General features: G+C 40.8%; 15 protein-coding genes. 8 read left to right on the top strand and 7 right to left on the bottom strand.

Going from position 1 to position 16,295, the window contains the following annotated elements:
* Window positions 1–53: 53 nt before the first annotated feature.
* A complete protein-coding gene (asnS, locus tag H5126_RS09470; protein ID WP_024596826.1) occupies window positions 54–1,451 on the bottom strand; it encodes an asparagine--tRNA ligase in 1,398 nt (465 codons plus the stop codon).
* Between the two features lie 297 nt (window positions 1,452–1,748).
* Between asnS and H5126_RS09475 the strand changes: the two genes are divergently transcribed.
* Window positions 1,749–2,183, top strand: a complete 435-nt coding sequence (locus tag H5126_RS09475) for an ATP-binding protein (RefSeq protein ID WP_002961231.1) — start codon at window positions 1,749–1,751, stop codon at window positions 2,181–2,183.
* Between the two features lie 4 nt (window positions 2,184–2,187).
* On the opposite strand, the gene H5126_RS09480 is transcribed toward H5126_RS09475, so the two are convergent.
* From H5126_RS09480 to bioA, 6 genes are all read right to left on the bottom strand, one after another.
* Window positions 2,188–2,817 (bottom strand): Vat family streptogramin A O-acetyltransferase, encoded by a 630-nt coding sequence (locus H5126_RS09480; RefSeq protein WP_024604311.1) that lies wholly within the window; start codon window positions 2,815–2,817, stop codon window positions 2,188–2,190.
* A 35-nt stretch (window positions 2,818–2,852) separates the two neighbouring features.
* Window positions 2,853–3,869: an ABC transporter ATP-binding protein gene (locus H5126_RS09485; RefSeq protein WP_096793163.1), complete on the bottom strand. Its 1,017-nt coding sequence runs from the start codon at window positions 3,867–3,869 to the stop codon at window positions 2,853–2,855.
* A gap of 14 nt (window positions 3,870–3,883) precedes the next feature.
* Complete coding sequence (locus tag H5126_RS09490) at window positions 3,884–5,383, bottom strand: iron ABC transporter permease (protein ID WP_182719835.1); 1,500 nt, start codon at window positions 5,381–5,383, stop codon at window positions 3,884–3,886.
* A complete protein-coding gene (locus H5126_RS09495) occupies window positions 5,383–6,423 on the bottom strand; it encodes an extracellular solute-binding protein (RefSeq protein WP_096793161.1) in 1,041 nt (346 codons plus the stop codon). Before H5126_RS09495 ends, H5126_RS09490 begins: the two co-directional genes overlap by 1 nt.
* The gene (locus H5126_RS09500) at window positions 6,424–7,236 is read right to left on the bottom strand and encodes a hypothetical protein (protein WP_002961238.1); all 813 of its coding nucleotides are present in this window, start codon (window positions 7,234–7,236) and stop codon (window positions 6,424–6,426) included.
* A gap of 171 nt (window positions 7,237–7,407) precedes the next feature.
* Window positions 7,408–8,709, bottom strand: coding sequence for an adenosylmethionine--8-amino-7-oxononanoate transaminase (bioA, locus tag H5126_RS09505; RefSeq protein WP_182719836.1), 1,302 nt, complete (start codon window positions 8,707–8,709; stop codon window positions 7,408–7,410).
* Window positions 8,710–8,804: 95 nt separating this feature from the next.
* Here bioA and bioB point away from each other — a divergent pair, with 95 nt between their 5' ends.
* From bioB to H5126_RS09540, 7 genes are all read left to right on the top strand, one after another.
* Entirely contained in the window at window positions 8,805–9,845 is a 1,041-nt protein-coding gene (bioB, locus tag H5126_RS09510; RefSeq protein ID WP_002961242.1) for a biotin synthase BioB, read from the top strand.
* Between the two features lie 10 nt (window positions 9,846–9,855).
* Window positions 9,856–11,007 carry an 8-amino-7-oxononanoate synthase gene (locus tag H5126_RS09515; RefSeq protein WP_182719837.1) on the top strand — a complete coding sequence of 384 codons (1,152 nt, stop codon included), beginning with the start codon at window positions 9,856–9,858 and terminating at the stop codon, window positions 11,005–11,007.
* Window positions 11,004–11,882 (top strand): methyltransferase domain-containing protein, encoded by an 879-nt coding sequence (locus tag H5126_RS09520; RefSeq protein ID WP_182719838.1) that lies wholly within the window; start codon window positions 11,004–11,006, stop codon window positions 11,880–11,882. The genes H5126_RS09515 and H5126_RS09520 overlap by 4 nt, the downstream gene beginning before the upstream one ends.
* Before the next feature lie 79 nt (window positions 11,883–11,961).
* Window positions 11,962–12,645 carry a dethiobiotin synthase gene (gene bioD / locus H5126_RS09525; protein ID WP_182719839.1) on the top strand — a complete coding sequence of 228 codons (684 nt, stop codon included), beginning with the start codon at window positions 11,962–11,964 and terminating at the stop codon, window positions 12,643–12,645.
* A gap of 122 nt (window positions 12,646–12,767) precedes the next feature.
* Window positions 12,768–14,351 (top strand): FAD-dependent oxidoreductase, encoded by a 1,584-nt coding sequence (locus H5126_RS09530; protein ID WP_182719840.1) that lies wholly within the window; start codon window positions 12,768–12,770, stop codon window positions 14,349–14,351.
* A gap of 212 nt (window positions 14,352–14,563) precedes the next feature.
* Window positions 14,564–15,427 carry a protease HtpX gene (gene htpX, locus H5126_RS09535; protein ID WP_182719841.1) on the top strand — a complete coding sequence of 288 codons (864 nt, stop codon included), beginning with the start codon at window positions 14,564–14,566 and terminating at the stop codon, window positions 15,425–15,427.
* A 248-nt stretch (window positions 15,428–15,675) separates the two neighbouring features.
* Window positions 15,676–16,194: a hypothetical protein gene (locus H5126_RS09540; RefSeq protein WP_310736029.1), complete on the top strand. Its 519-nt coding sequence runs from the start codon at window positions 15,676–15,678 to the stop codon at window positions 16,192–16,194.
* Window positions 16,195–16,295 lie beyond the last annotated feature (101 nt).

A 16,295-nucleotide genomic window follows, 5' to 3' on the forward strand; every position in this document is an offset into this window, starting at 1 on the left:
AAAAAACCAGCCTATTGGCTGGTTTTTAGTATTTATATACATCTTACTAAATATTAGTAAGTTGCGCTGCCTTTAGTACGAGGGAAGGCAATAACGTCACGTACGTTGCCCATACCTGTTACATAAGCAACTAAGCGTTCAAAGCCTAAACCAAAGCCTGAGTGCGGCACGCTACCGTATTTACGTAAGTCGCGGTACCAGCTGTAATCTTCTTTGTTTAAGCCCATTTCTTCTAAGCGTGCATCAAGTACATCAAGGCGTTCCTCACGTTGTGAACCGCCAATGATCTCACCAATACCAGGTGCTACAACGTCCATTGCGGCAACGGTTTTACCGTCTTCGTTTTGGCGCATGTAAAATGCTTTAATGTCACGAGGGTAGTTTTTAATAACTACCGGTGCTTTAAAGTGCTCTTCAGCTAAGTAACGCTCGTGCTCAGATTGTAAATCTACACCCCATTCAACAGCGTACTCAAACTTTTTGCCACAGTTTTTAAGGATTTCTACAGCGTCTGTGTAGTCAACTTGTGCAAAGTCTTTATCTACAAACTCTTCTAAACGCGTAATTGCGGTTTTTTCTACACGTTGTGCAAAAAATTCCATGTCATCACGGCGCTCTTCAAGTACGGCTTTAAACACATACTTAAGCATGTTTTCAGCAAGTTTTGCTATATCTTCTAAATCAGCAAACGCTACTTCAGGTTCTACCATCCAAAATTCTGCAAGGTGTCGAGATGTATTTGAATTCTCTGCGCGGAATGTAGGGCCAAATGTATAAATTTTTGACATTGCAGACGCGTAAGTTTCGCCATTTAACTGACCAGATACAGTAAGGAATGCTTCTTTACCGAAGAAATCTTCGCTGTAATCAACTTCGCCTTTGTCTGTAAGTGGTAAGTTTTGCATATCAAGCGTTGATACACGGAACATTTCGCCAGCACCTTCACAGTCACTTGCCGTAATGATTGGCGTGCTGATCCAGTAAAAGCCTTGCTCGTGGTAAAAACGGTGAATAGCTTGTGCTAAACAGTTGCGTACACGAGTTACCGCGCCAATCATATTTGTACGAGGGCGAAGGTGAGCGTGCTCACGTAAGTACTCAATGCTGTGGCGCTTTGCCGACATTGGGTATGAATCTGGGTTTTCTACCCAACCTAATACAGTCACTGAGTTAGCTTGAATTTCGTAAGATTGACCTTGGCCAGCAGATTGAACTAAAACACCAGTAACCGACACAGAACAACCGGCTGTTAAGCTAGTAACTTCATCATAATTATTCAGTGAATTAGGAACTACCGCTTGAATAGGATCAAAACACGAACCGTCATGAACGGCTAAAAATGAAATTCCTGCTTTTGAATCGCGGCGAGTACGGATCCAGCCTTTAATTGTTACTTGGCTGTCTACCGCAACATTGCCTTTTAATAGCTCTGAAATCGCTAAATGGCTCATCTTCACTCCAATGATATAAGTTGCCTAACTATTTTATTTTAACTGTGCGCAACACTCGGGCATAAATTGCACATAAACGGCGCTGCACTTGAACCCTGTATCTTACCTAGTAAAGTTAAATAAAAAAACTATTGTGGGCAACTCTTTAAAAGTTTTTATGCATGCGGTTTATTTTTAAACAGTTTTTAGAGTTTAATTGCCACTATTATGATTTGTTGCTCTGAAATTTAATGATTTTGTGGCATTATTAACATCCAAACTAAATTAATATTTATTCACCCTTAAAAAATCGATGCTATGAAACAAGTTTTTATTTTACGAGGACTACCAGGAAGTGGTAAGTCTTACTACGCGCAAAGCCTTGCTGACGAATTAGGTGGAGCCGACGAAAGTCAGTATCTAATTTGCTCAACTGATGATTACTTTAATAATGAGCAGGGCGAATATCATTTCGATAAATTTAAGTTACCACAATTTCATAATTTAAATTTGGCGCGCTTTATAAATGCACTTGCTCAAGGCATTCCATTGGTGATTGTAGATAACACCAATATTAAAAAGTGGGAATTTATAGCTTACTCTCAAGCTGCCGTTGCTTTAGGTTATCAAGTAAAAGAAGTGATAGTGGGTGAAGTAAAAGACAAAGCTATGCAGCACCTATACGCTAAACGAAACTCACATAATGTGCCGCTAAAAACAATAAGTAAAATGGCCTACATGTTTGAGTGGTAATCACTTAGAGATTAGATAAGGCTTTTATATCGCATTGTGTAATGGCATCTAAATGAGCAGTGATTTTTTCATTGCTCCAATCCCACCAAGCTATATCTAGCAGCGTATTTATTGTTTTATCGTCAAATCTGGTTTTTATCACTTTAGCGGGATTTCCACCTACAACGCTATAAGCAGGTACATCGCAGGTAACAACTGATTTACTGGCAATAATAGCGCCGCTGCCAATTTTTACCCCGGGCATAATTGTAGCGTTATAACCAATCCAAACATCATGACCAATTTCTGTATTGCCTTTAAAGGGTAAATCATTTGATTTTGGTACAAATTTTTCCCAGCCATTACCAAATATAAAAAATGGATAAGTAGAAAATCCAGAAGTTTGATGGTTAGCGCCATTCATTATAAAAGTAACGTCTTTAGCTATCGCACAAAACTTACCTATGATCAGACGATCCCCAATAAAATCGAAATGGTAAAGCACATTTTTTTCAAAATTCTCAGGGCCATCAGGATCGTCATAATATGTATAATCGCCTACTTCAATATTGATAGAAGTAATATAGTTTTTTAAAAAACCTACTTGAGGAAAACCTTCCATTGGTGAAGGATTATTGGGGTTTGGTCCGTTCATGGGGTTTCCTCTTAACTTTGAGTTAGGTATAGATATTAATCTATAGATTTATAAACGGCTAGTGGGTGCGATGTGCTTAGTGATACATGCACTTCGTCGCCTGGGTTTACCACAACTTCATGGCTTACTCGGCTAGTTACCACCGTAGAACACGCAAGTTTTACAGCGCACAAGCGGCTGCCACCTTCAAAGCGTACCCAAATCACTTCGCCGTTATTACCAACACTGCTTTGTACAAGCAATACATCGTCAGGGCGTAGTAGTACATCAACGTCGCCACTTTCACAGTCAACGCCATGAGCTGGCGCATTACCAATTGAGGTAGTGGCTTGTCCTTGGCTAAATTGGCCGCTAATAAAGCTGGCTTCACCTAAAAAACGTGCTACAAAGCGATTGTTTGGGGTACTAAAGCAGCGCTCGGGTGTATCGATTTGCTGAATTTTACCGCCTTTAAGCACACCAACACGATCGCCAACTGAGAGTGCTTCTTCTTGGTCATGTGTTACCCAAATCGCCGGTACGCCAGCGGCTTTAAGTGCGTTTCTAATATCCCAACGAAGCATGTCTTTAAGAGCGGCATCTAAGTTTGAAAGCGGCTCATCAAGTAATACAAAGTCAGGTTGGTGGGCAAGGGTACGCGCAAGTGCAACGCGCTGCTTTTGTCCGCCAGAAAGCGTTGCTGGTTTTTTGTCTCTAAAATCGCTCAACCCAAGTAGGTTTATCCAATACTCAGCAGGGGCTGTATCTTTTAATCTAAAGCAAATGTTTTGCTGTACGGTTAAGTGCGGAAATAACGCAAAATCTTGAAACACCATACCTACACTGCGTTTTTCAGGAGGTAGTGTTAATTTGGGAGTAGCTCGCCATTTCCCCGTGTTTATTTCGCCTTCGCTAATAGGTATAAGGCCAGCAAGGGCTTGTAAAATTGTACTTTTACCACAACCTGTTGGCCCTACAAGCATAAGGATTTCGTTTTCACCCAGCGAAAAGTTTAAATCGCTTACTACGCGGTTACTGCCATAATCTATAGACAACTGACTTACAGATAGCATTGTTTCTTAAATCCTTAATGTTCAAACTGGTTGCGTTTTTCGCCAGACATCATAATAGCTAACCCGCAGGCAGATATCACTACTAACAATAACCCTGGAATCGCGGCGCGACCAAAATAGCCCGCTTCGTATACACGCCATAAATAAGTAGAGAGGGTTTCAAACCCTGTAGGACCAAGTAATAGCGTGGCTTCGAGTTCACGCATTGACTCTAAAAACACCAGTGCTGCACCGGCAATAATACCGCGCATAGTTAAAGGCAGTGTTATGCGAGTAAATACTTCACGTGGGCTTGCACCTAATACGCGCGCAGACTTCACTAAGCTTGGATCTAAGTGTTCGGTGCTTGTTCTAACAGAGCCTACAGCAAGTGGTAAAAATCGCAGCATGTAAGCAATAATAAGCAATCCCAGTGTTTGATATAAAAACGGCAACTGCAAACCACCGTAAACAAGCGCTGTGCCCATTACTATACCTGGAATACCAAAACCAAAGTAAGTAACACGCTCCATTATACGACCCGCTTTTCCACTCAGTGCAGCATGTGCAACGGGGATCGCAACGATAACGGCTACAATTGCCGCAATACCCGATGCATACGTTGAGTTCCATGCAATATTAAAATCAAATGAGCTAAAACCATCGCGAGCTAACCAAAGCGAAAATATAGCCAAAGGCAAGCCAATAGCAAGCAGTAAAACAGGTGCAAACGTAACAAACATGGCACTTAATTGTACTGTACTTGGAAATAAAATTAACGGGCGACCATGGCGCTCAGGTGCTGTTTTTATTTGTGATTCAACTAAAAGTAAAAAACCAACAATAACCATCAGCTGAAGTGAAAGCATTGCAGCGCGCCCTAACGCAAAGGCGTTGTATTCAACATAAATTACGCGGGTAAAGGTATCTAGGCGCATCATTGCGGGCGTACCAAAGTCTGATAACGTATAAAGCGCGACTAACAAAGAGCCTGCTGCAATACCGTTAACTACGCGCGGTAATATAACTTTAAATATACTTTGCGTCATCGACATGCCCAGCGTTCGTGCTGCATTAACCATACTCGCATCAAGGCTAAGTAGGGATGAGCGAGTTGTCATCATTACAAACGGGAAGGTATAAAGTGTCATTACAATGGCGGCACCTGTTAGGCCATACATTGATGGTGTTTCTATTCCTGTTAAGGTATTTATTTCGCCACCGGGGCCAAAAGCAGCATAAAGTGTAAATGCGCCAATATAACTGGGAATTGCCAGTGGGGCTGCAAATACAACCAGCCAGAGCTTTTTAAATGGTAAATGCACATACGCGCTAATAAACGCCAGTGGCACACCAATTAAAATAGACCCAAGTACCGTTAAACCCATTAACGATAACGTGTTACCTAAAATTTGAAGATTGTGGGTGTCAAACACTGAGCTCGCATCGCTTGCAAGCACAATTAATACATAAACAGGGGTAAGCGCAACAAGCGCTGCAAGCAGCGCCATTGGATAAGAGGCAGGTATTTTCATTACAATACGCCGCTGCTTCGCATCAAATCTATAGTAGGGCGTAAATCAGCTAGCTGTGTTAAATCTACTTTAGGTGGAGAAATATTAGCAAGTGACGGTAAACCCTCAGGTTGGGTAATACCATTTACTAACGGAATTTCGTACGCTTCACTGGCTAAGTAACCTTGTACTTCTTTACTTAGTAAGTAACGCATAAAGTTAGTTGCAAGCGGATCGTCGTTAAGCGCTAATACACCCGATGCATTAACTAAACAGCCCGCATCATTTTGTGTAAATGCTAAATCTAGCTTGGCATCAGGCTTACCTGATTTTAAACGTAAAGTGTAATAGTGATTTGCAAAACCAATATCAACTTCACCGCGTTCAACGCCCATAACAACACCTAGCTCGCCGGCGTATGTTTTAGCACGTTTTTGAATCTTTTTAAGCCACTTAGCGGTTTTGTCATCGCCTTCTAAAATTCGCATTGCGGTTACAAACGATTGAAAAGAAGCGTAGGCGGGCGCCCAGCCAATACTTAAATCGCTGTCGGCAATTTCCATAATACTTGTTGGAATTTGATCTTTAGTCAAACGCGACGTGTTATATGGCAATGTACGAATACGGCCAGTTACTGGTGCCCACTCTTTATATCTAAATTGTGGTTGTAACTGAGCAGATAAATCACCAGGGATGGGTTGTGCAAGGCCAGCATCGGTTACTAAACCAATTGCGCCTGAATCAACTGCCCAAAATAAATCAGCGCGGCGAACGCCAGCTTTAGCTTCTGCAACAATGGTATTTGCTAAAGCAGCAGTAGGACCTCGGCGTATACCGAGTTTAAAGTCTGGATTTTTTTTCTGGATTGCTTGTAATACGTTTTCATACAAACCACCTTCGCCTCGGCCTAAATAAAGCGTTAACTCGCCTTTAAGCTTTGGTAAATCGTCAACAGAAACAGGGTTTGCTATATCAGCGGCTAGCGCACGAGAAAGAGGCAGTGGCAATGAGCCAACCACCCCTAACGCAGCTAGGCCTTGAATAAAGGTCCTACGCTTCACTTAAAATACATCCTTACGTGCTTTTTCGGCTTTTTCTATTAAAACCTTAGCGCGGTCTAATTTTGTTTGCATGTCACTGATCACATCGCGTACTTCGTCTACGCTTTTGCTGTTTTTAATGGCTTGTGGCAGTGTTACGTTAAAGTCTTTTTCCAGCACTTCAACTAGTTTTGCATCTTGTTCAATAAGTGTACCTTCAACGCCTTCAAACAGGTGCAGATAAGTATCGTGAACAATTTCAGTTGCTTCGTCTCGTAAACGCTCAGCAAATTTTGCTACTACACGGTCTAATTTGTGCTTAATTTCATCAATTGTGGCACTTTGTGTCATTTGAGTTGTAGCGGTTGCTTTTACAGTGTCTAACAAGCCTTTTTGCTGGAATTTTGCAGCAAGCTTAACAGCCCCAAGGCCTTGCCACAAGGCTATGTTCATCGCTTTTTGCTGTTTACGAACTTCCTCAGCAGGCTCTTTATTATCAATGGCCATTTTTACGCCATAAAGACCCTGCCAAATAGAAGCGTATACTGGTACAAAGTTAGTTTCTATTGCGCTGTGAAACTTAACTGATTCCCAATATTCAATTAAATCATCAGTTTTTACAGATTTTGCGCCTTTAGTATCGTAGTCGCTTACCATGGTATCAACTTTGCCTACCATCCATTCTACTTCTTCTGCGTAACTTTTAAGGTTAGCTTGAAGATGATTAACATGCTCGCCAATAGGGCCGTTAGCTAATACTGGTTGAGCCATAAACGCCGAGGCTAGTAAAAGGCTTGCACCTAAAGTTTTGGCTGGTTTAAATAGTAATTTCATAGCAAAGAAGTCCAAAAAGGTAATTGTAAATGATAGACATTATCATATAGCTAATGGTTAACGAGATCAATAACTACAAACTCGCTTAATAGATAAAAACACTAAATGTAGCGGTAGGTTACAGCAAATAGCGCTATAACCTGTATTAGGATTAGTTATTGAGACCGACTATTAAGCGTAATGCTTGCCTTTAATGGCATTATAAATGGCATCACACAGTGTTTTTATACTTGTGTCGTCACTTATATACGGTGGCATAAGGTAAATTAGTTTACCGAATGGGCGTATCCATACACCTTGCTCTACAAAATAAGCCTGAATTTTAGCAACATTAACATTGCCCGCAGCCTCGTTCAGTTCAACAACACCTATTGCTCCTAAGGTACGCACATTGGCAACCGCATCTAGTTCACTGCATTTATTAAGTTGTTGTAGCTGTGTGTTTATTTGCTTTATTCGTTGTTGCCAGTTTTGTTCAAGTAATAAATCAATACTTGCGCAGGCCGCTGCACAGGCAAGCGGATTACCCATAAACGTAGGGCCGTGCATTAAAACACCGGCTTCACCTTCGCTTATGCCAATGGCTATTTTATCGCTAGTGATAGTGGCCGATAGCGTCATTGAACCGCCGGTTAATGCTTTACCAATACACATTATATCGGGTTCTATATTGGCGTGCTCTACAGCAAATAATTTACCTGTACGGCCAAAGCCTGTGGCAATTTCGTCGCAAATTAGCAGTACGTTATATTGGGTGCATAATTTACGCACGCAGGCTAAATAATCAGGGTGATAAAAGTTCATACCACCTGCGTTTTGTACAATAGGCTCAATGATAAAGGCGGCTACTTGGCTGTGGTTTGCTTTAAAGTATTCTTCAAGCTCTTGGGCTTCAGTTTGGTTAAACTCGAACCCAAATTGACTAACCGGTGCAGGCACAAAAACGTGTTCAGGCAAAAAGCCTGAATATAAACTATGCATTGAGTTAACGGGGTCGCATACGCTCATGGCTGCAAAGGTGTCGCCATGGTAGCCCTTGTAAGGCGTCATTAATTTTTGTTTTGTTGTAATGCCTTGGCTTAACCAATATTGCAGCGCCATTTTTATTGCTACTTCAACACTTACCGATCCGCTGTCGGCTAAAAACACTTTAGTTAAACTAGGCGGCGTTATATTTACTATTTTTTTGCACAGCTCTACCGCGCTGTTATGCGTAATACCGCCAAACATAATATGGCTCATATTATTAATTTGCTCAATCATGGCGTTATTTATAACAGGGTGATTATAGCCATGTATTGCGCTCCACCACGAGGCCATGCCATCGATTAATTGCTCGCCAGTTTCGAGGTGAATAATATTGTGATTAGCATGTGTAACGGGGTATACCGGAATTGGCTTGGTCATAGACGTATATGGATGCCAAATGTGCTCACGATCAAAATCAAGGTCAATCGTATTCTTTTTAATCATATGTAAACTTTAACTTGGTGGGCTTCGTTGACAATGGTACTTCAACTCGTAGACTAAGCCAATATCACCGTTATGAAAAAAAATAAGAGAGTATTATGGAACTTGCACCTGTTCGTCACGATTGGACCCACGCTGAAGTTAAAGCATTATTTGAAATGCCATTTAACGATTTACTTTTTAAAGCCGCATCGGTTCACCGTGCTAACTTCAACCCAAATGAAGTGCAAATTTCTACGTTGTTATCAATTAAAACAGGTGCTTGCCCAGAAGACTGTAAGTACTGTCCGCAGTCGGGGCATTACCGAACAGATTTAGAACGCGAACGCTTAATAGAAGTAGAAAAAGTAGTAGAGCAAGCACGCCTTGCAAAACAAAAAGGCGCTACCCGTTTTTGTATGGGGGCTGCATGGTCAGATCCAAAAGACAGAGACATGCCATACATTTCGCAAATGGTTAAAGAAGTAAAAGAGCTAGGGTTAGAAACCTGTATGACGCTAGGTAAACTCACAAACGAAAAAGCCCATGAGCTTAGAGACGCAGGGCTTGATTACTACAACCATAACCTTGACACGTCACCTGAGTATTACGAGCAAATTATTTCAACCCGTACTTTTCAAGATAGATTAAATACCATTGACCACGTACGCGATGCCGGTATGAAAGTATGCTCGGGCGGAATAGTCGGTATGGGTGAGCAAGCAAGCGACCGTTTTGGACTACTTATGCAACTAGCTAATTTGCCACAACAGCCAGAAAGTGTGCCTATTAATATGCTCGTTAAAGTTAAAGGCACTCCGCTTGAAAACGTAGACGATTTAGATCACTTTGAATTTATACGTACCATAGCAACAGCGCGCATTATGATGCCACACAGTTATGTACGTTTATCAGCAGGGCGTAACGCCATGAACGAGCAAATGCAATCGATGTGCTTTTTTGCAGGCGCTAACTCAATATTTTATGGTGATAAACTCCTTACCACCGAAAACCCAGACGCTGATGCCGATATGAACCTAATTAAAAAATTAGGTATGAACCCAGAAAAACGTCACGACTATTCAGACGAAGCAGTTGAAGCCTCGCTTTCATCGCAAGTAGCCGACAAAGCAACCTCTGAATTGTTTTACGAAGCGTAGGCTTATATCAATGCCTTTTGATTTTATAAATACGCATCTGCAGGCTCGCCAGCAAGGTGCGTTACTTCGTAAACGCCACGTAGTACATCACGCTACAGCGCGCACCATAACGGTTAATAATAAAACCTACCTTAACTTTGCCAGTAACGACTACTTAGGCTTTGGTGATGTGGCTGTTAATCTTAATGACTCCCACGCATTAGGGAGTCACAGCTCAGCATTGGTTACGGGTTATCAGGCCCAGCAAAAAGCTCTTGAACAATACTTATGTGAGCAATTTGGTTATGGCGCAGCAATGCTATTTAACTCAGGGTTTAGCGCTAATAGCAGCGTAATTAAAGCGCTGTTTCAAGATAAAGCGGCTGCGCAAAACAGCTCTATTTTTCAAGATAAGTTAAATCATGCAAGCTTGATTGACGGTGCTATGCACTCAAACGCGGCTTTAGTGCGCTTTAATCACAACGACATGAACCATTTACGTTCAAGGCTCGAAAAATCAAAAGCGCAAAACAAGCTTATTATAAGCGAAGGCGTATTTTCGATGGATGGCGATACCGCGCCTCTTAAAGAATTACTCGCACTTGCAAAACAGCATAACGCATGGCTAATGATTGACGACGCACACGGTTTTGGTGCATTAGGTAAAACTGGTTTGGGCAGTTGCGAAGCGTTTATTACTCAAACGCTGCCAGATATATTAGTCATTACCTTTGGTAAAGCAGTGGCTAGTAATGGCGCGTGTGTATTAGGAAGTAAACAGTTTATTGATTACATGCTGCAGTTTAATCGCGATTACACGTATTCAACCGCTATGTCGCCGCTTATGGCAAGTCACACTCTTGCGCGTATTAAAAACATAAAAACAGCCAATGATAAACGCGATAAGCTAAATGCCAATATTGCATTATTTAAGCAACTCACTAAAACCCATAATATTGCAGTAATGGAATCAAATACAGCCATACAGCCCATTGTATTAGGTTGTGCTGAGCAAACGTTACAAGCGGCAGATAAACTTAAACAACAGGGTATTTGGCTCACTGCAATTAGACCGCCCACGGTTGCACATAACACCTCGCGTTTACGCATTACTTTAACCGCCGCACATACCGAGCAAGACATAACGCACTTAGTTAAGTATTTAGTAGGTGCAATAGCATGACTGCTCAGCCAGTATTAAAAACAGACCTAGTGCAAACACAACTTGTAAAACCGTGCCTAGTAAGTAGCGAATTGGATATAGAGATAAACAAGGATTTAAGCAAGGAGCTAAATAAGGAGCTTAAAAAGTCTACACAAAGTAAGTTTTCAAAAGCGGCGGCGAGTTATAACACCCATGCAAATGTACAAAAAAATGCTGCGAGCGATCTATTTTCACTCATAAAACCAGGCTTTAATAAAAATAAGCTTTGTGTTGATTTAGGCGCAGGCCCGCTTGTTAATACGCATACCTTACAAAGTGTGTTTGCAAGCGTTATTGCCATGGATTTGAGCTTAAACATGCTGCAAAGTAGTGATTTAACCACACCCAAAATATGCGCCGATATGGATAACTTACCGCTACAAGCAAACAGTGTTGATGTTATTTACAGTAACTTTGCAGTGCAGTGGTCTGCTAATTTTTCGGCTTTAATGCAATCGCTTTACAGCATATTAAAACCAGGCGGGCAGGCGTACATAAGCACTGTGGTAGAGGGCTCACTTAACGAAATAAAAACAGCCTTTGCCGCGCTTGATTCTAACAGCCATATAAATACCTTTAATAGTGAGCTACATATAAACCAATCAGTCCAAAATGCAGGGTTTACTATTAATAGCGCTAAAAAACGTATTTACACCGATGAATACACAACACCTTTAAAAGCTATTGCCTCAATTAAGGCTATTGGCGCTACTACGCAAAATCATACTAATACGCGCCAAGGGTTACTTACTAAATCGGCGCTACAAAAAGTATGCAGTGCGTATCCGCTTATAAATAACAAAGCATGTGTGTCTTATCATGTGGTGCTGTTATCATTAGAAAAAAGCCATTAGAAAAAAGCCATTACAAAAAAGCGATTAATTGCTAAGTTAAAACTTAAACCAAAGTTAGATTCAGATCATAAGGCAAAGCATGAAAGAATTTTTTATAACAGGCACCGACACCGATGCCGGAAAAACCCACGTTACCAGTTTGCTATTAAAGTTACTTGCCCAACACAAAAAACAAGCCATTGGCTTTAAACCCCTTGCTGCTGGCTGCGAAATGGCGTTCGATCAACTAGTAAACGCCGATGCCCTTATGCTAATGGAAAGCTCAACAGTGAGCGCTAAATACGACGTAGTTAATCCGTTTGCGTTTGCACCACCTATTGCGCCGCACATAGCAGCGGAGCAAGTTGGGGTTAGTATTACTGTTGATAAACTTAGTGATGCTTATAAAAATGTAAAACAACAAGGTGCTGACATTATACTTACCGAAGGTGCTGGTGGTTGGGCATTACCTATTAATAAAAACGATTATTTATACGACTGGGTTAAAGCAGAAAAAATGCCGGTAATACTCGTTGTTGGCATGAAGCTAGGTTGCTTAAATCATGCATTACTAACCGCTGCGCATATGCAAAGTATGGGAATAAACTGCGTTGGCTGGATTGCAAACCAAGTAGATAAAAACATGGACGAGTACCAAGCAAACCTTGATTCACTTAAAGCACGTTTACCGTTTCCAATACTTGCTATAAGCCCATACAGCGAGCAAACTCCTAAGTTACAAATATACAAAAGCTTGCTTAGTGCGTTATCTATAAATACTTAAGTGGTTTAAAAATATTTACTTTTTTAGGTAAATCTTGAAATAGTCAGCCTTAGTACACATATAAACGTTTATAAATACATAGCTTGCTTTAAAGACAATGTTACTAAGGACATAACGACTATATGACGCACCCATTTATTGAAAACTACGCCCCAGATGCGCACGTAAGCGCTGAGCCAAAAGCACTAAACTATGGCTTACCTAAAAAACGCGTAGGTATAATAGGTGGAGGCACAGCTGGCGCCACAATAGCCATTAGACTTGCTGCGTTAGGGCTAGAAACTTATGTGCTTGAAAAGAAAAAGTCGTTAATTGATGGCCCTCCAATGTGCCATTTGCATGCGGGTGGCAACTTATATCGTGAAATACCCGACGAAGACTGCATAGATTTACTCAAGCAATGTATAGATATTGCGCGCCTTTATCCTTACACCATCGATGTTCGCCCCACAGTATTTGCAGTGCCTAAACGCGATGACGACTCACCGGAAGATTTATTTCCGCGTTTAAATAAATTAGTAAAAGCCTACAGCGAGCTTGTTGAGCAAGATAGCGCTAATAAAGTATTAGGCGAGCCAGAGCATTATTATCAGTTATATAGTTATGAGCAAATGCTAAAGCTTGCTAAGCAAAAACAAGTAGCCAAGCCCACGTCGTTAGATGAGTGGATGATACCCGTTGCTAAGCATTTAGATTTAGACAAGCTAAAGTTTCCGCTAATTGTTGCACAAGAATATGGTTGGAATATATTTCGTTTATCGGCCAGTGCACAACTAGCACTTGCACAGTACAAACACGCTCATGTTTTAACAAGCACCAGTGTTAAAAATGTATCGCCAGTTATAAATACCAATAATGATAAGCAAACACTTAAGTGGCGCATTGGGTATCAATCAGAGCCAAGCCTTGATGAACAACCTGATAATTCAACCAATACACAAGCCGATTCACAAACCATTGAGGTAGATTACCTAATTAATGCGTGTGGTTTTCAAACCGGTATTATTGACGACCTCGTTGGGGTAGATGTAAAACGCATGGTCGAATTTAAAGCCTCTTACATTACTCATTGGCAAGGTGCTGGTGGGCAAATACCCGAAATAATTATTTATGGTAACCGAGGTACGCCAGAAGGTATGGCGCAGCTAACCCCTTACCCTAACGGATACTTTCAAATACATGGCATGACTAACAACATTACATTGTTTAATGATGGGTTAGCTGATGCCACGCCAATGAGCGCACAACCTAAACTTCCCAATAAATACCTGCATTATATTAAAGATGGCTGGGACAAAGCAGCATTGCAAACACGTACCCAAACAGCAATTGATTATGTAGCCGAGTTTGTCCCTGCGTTTAAAACTGCTAATAAACAAAATAATGCCTTGTATGGCGGGCAACAAATCCCAGGGGATGACGACACTTTGCGCGTAGCCGATGTAAGTTTATATTCGCATATTAGTTACGCACGGGCCGAAAATGTTAAAGCATCGTCAACGTTAATAGCGGCAGATCAAATAGTGGGTGAGTTTATAAAATTAGGAATAATAAGTAGCGATCCTGCTGTAAATCATCACCGAAGTACCCACCAATGGTCGTACCTTAAACATAATAGCGGCGAAAAAATTGACGAAGTTGCACGCATATTGGCACACGAGCGTGGTTTTCCGATTGATATGGCAGAGCTTAATAACAGCTTGTAATAAGCTGATTTATAAAGAAACTTTAGTCTTAAATTTGCTGTAAAACTCTTCCTAAAAAAATTATCAATAAACACATAAATAACACTTGTGTTATGACATAGTTTGTCACAGAATAGCGCTAACGTTATGACATAGTGTGTCATAACGCAGTGGTTGCTTTAACCTAATTTAATTTTATGTTCGGTGATCAAACCTATTTTTGTGAGGACAATATGAAACGTATATTTTTGTTTTTATTAACTAACCTAGCGGTTATGTTGGTATTAGGTGTAGTGCTTTCAATAATAATGAGTGCGCTGGGCTTAAGCCATCGTAGCCTTGGCGGAATTTTACTTATAGCCACAGTATTTGGTTTTGGTGGATCGTTTATTTCGTTATTTATGTCGAAATGGATCGCTAAAAAATCAACAGGCGCGCACGTAATTACGCAGCCTCGAAACGAAACCGAACATTGGCTTGTACAAACGGTATCTGCGCAAGCACAAAAAGCAGGTATCAAAATGCCAGAAGTGGCTATTTACGACAGCCCAGAAATGAACGCGTTTGCAACGGGCCCAAGTAAAAACAACTCGTTAGTGGCAGTAAGCACAGGCTTAATGCACAACATGACCAAAGATCAGGCCGAAGCCGTACTTGCCCACGAAGTATCGCACGTGGCTAACGGCGACATGGTAACGCTTACGCTAATACAAGGCGTGGTAAACACCTTTGTAATATTTGCCGCAAAAGTACTGGCAGGCATTGTAGATAATTTTATTAATAGCGATGAAGAAGAGGGCGGTAGTAGCTGGACATACTTCTTATTCGATATGTTATTCCAAGTATTATTTGGCGTGCTAGCAAGCATAGTGGTTGCAAGTTACAGCCGTAAACGTGAGTTTGCAGCCGACAGCGGCGCAGCAAAACTAGTTGGTGCTGATAAAATGCGTTCCGCACTTGAGCGATTAAAGCATAACCATCCTTCGCAATTAGAAGGCTCAATGATGGCCTTTGGTATTGCAAGTGGCAAAGGTGTTGCTGAGCTGTTTTCATCCCACCCGCCGCTTGATGCGCGAATCGACGCACTACGCAAGTAACTATGTAAGTTAGTAAATATTCTAAGCCAGCTTAATTGCTGGCTTTTTTATGTTTACGTTAAAATACCAAAACACGCATGCACTGTGTTTATATACAGTACCTAGTATTGCTTTATAAAATCGTTACTTTTTTAAGCTATATGTGTTTACGGGGTTCTTTAGCATGAGTAAACTAAAATACCTTAAAGTCAGCAATGCTGCTGGTTTTAATACTTAACATTTAATACTTAACAAGGACGGTTATTGTAGTGGAAAAGGTGCAACACACTAAAAAATGCATTATGTGCTTTAGCACTATAGATTCACGGGCTAAAAAATGCCCGCAATGCACCTCACTTCAAGCTAAATATTCTAACTTAGAAAACAATCCCATTATTATTGGTGCATTAGCGCTCAGTATTGTTGGTATTTTTGGGTTTATTTTTTATCAAAATATTTATGTAGCAGGGCTTGAAGACCAAGCACAAAAAAACTTAATCGCTAATGTAAGCCAAATTAATACTAAAAATGAAAACGATGCATTGTATGTTGCATGTATAGGGCAGGTAAAAAACGAATCAAACTTCGCCTTTAAAAATATAAAGTTTAAGGTCGATTTTTTAACAGATCAAAACACGCTAGTCGATACGCTATCAATAACCGACGAAGACCTAATTATACTACCTAATGACTCAACAAACTTTAGAGTAAGAGGTATTGCGCAAAAACAAGCGGCTAGTTATAACAATTGCCAAGTAATAATAACCGATGCCTGGGCTTATAAATAAGCTATAAATCACTTACAAATTAATTATTAGCAGTTAGCTAAACCACTCGCTTTTTTATATGTAATATTAGTTATTGACTTGCAAGCCACTAAATCCAAAAT

It is taken from the genome of Pseudoalteromonas sp. SG45-3, from assembly GCF_014164075.1.
Classification (GTDB): domain Bacteria; phylum Pseudomonadota; class Gammaproteobacteria; order Enterobacterales; family Alteromonadaceae; genus Pseudoalteromonas; species Pseudoalteromonas distincta.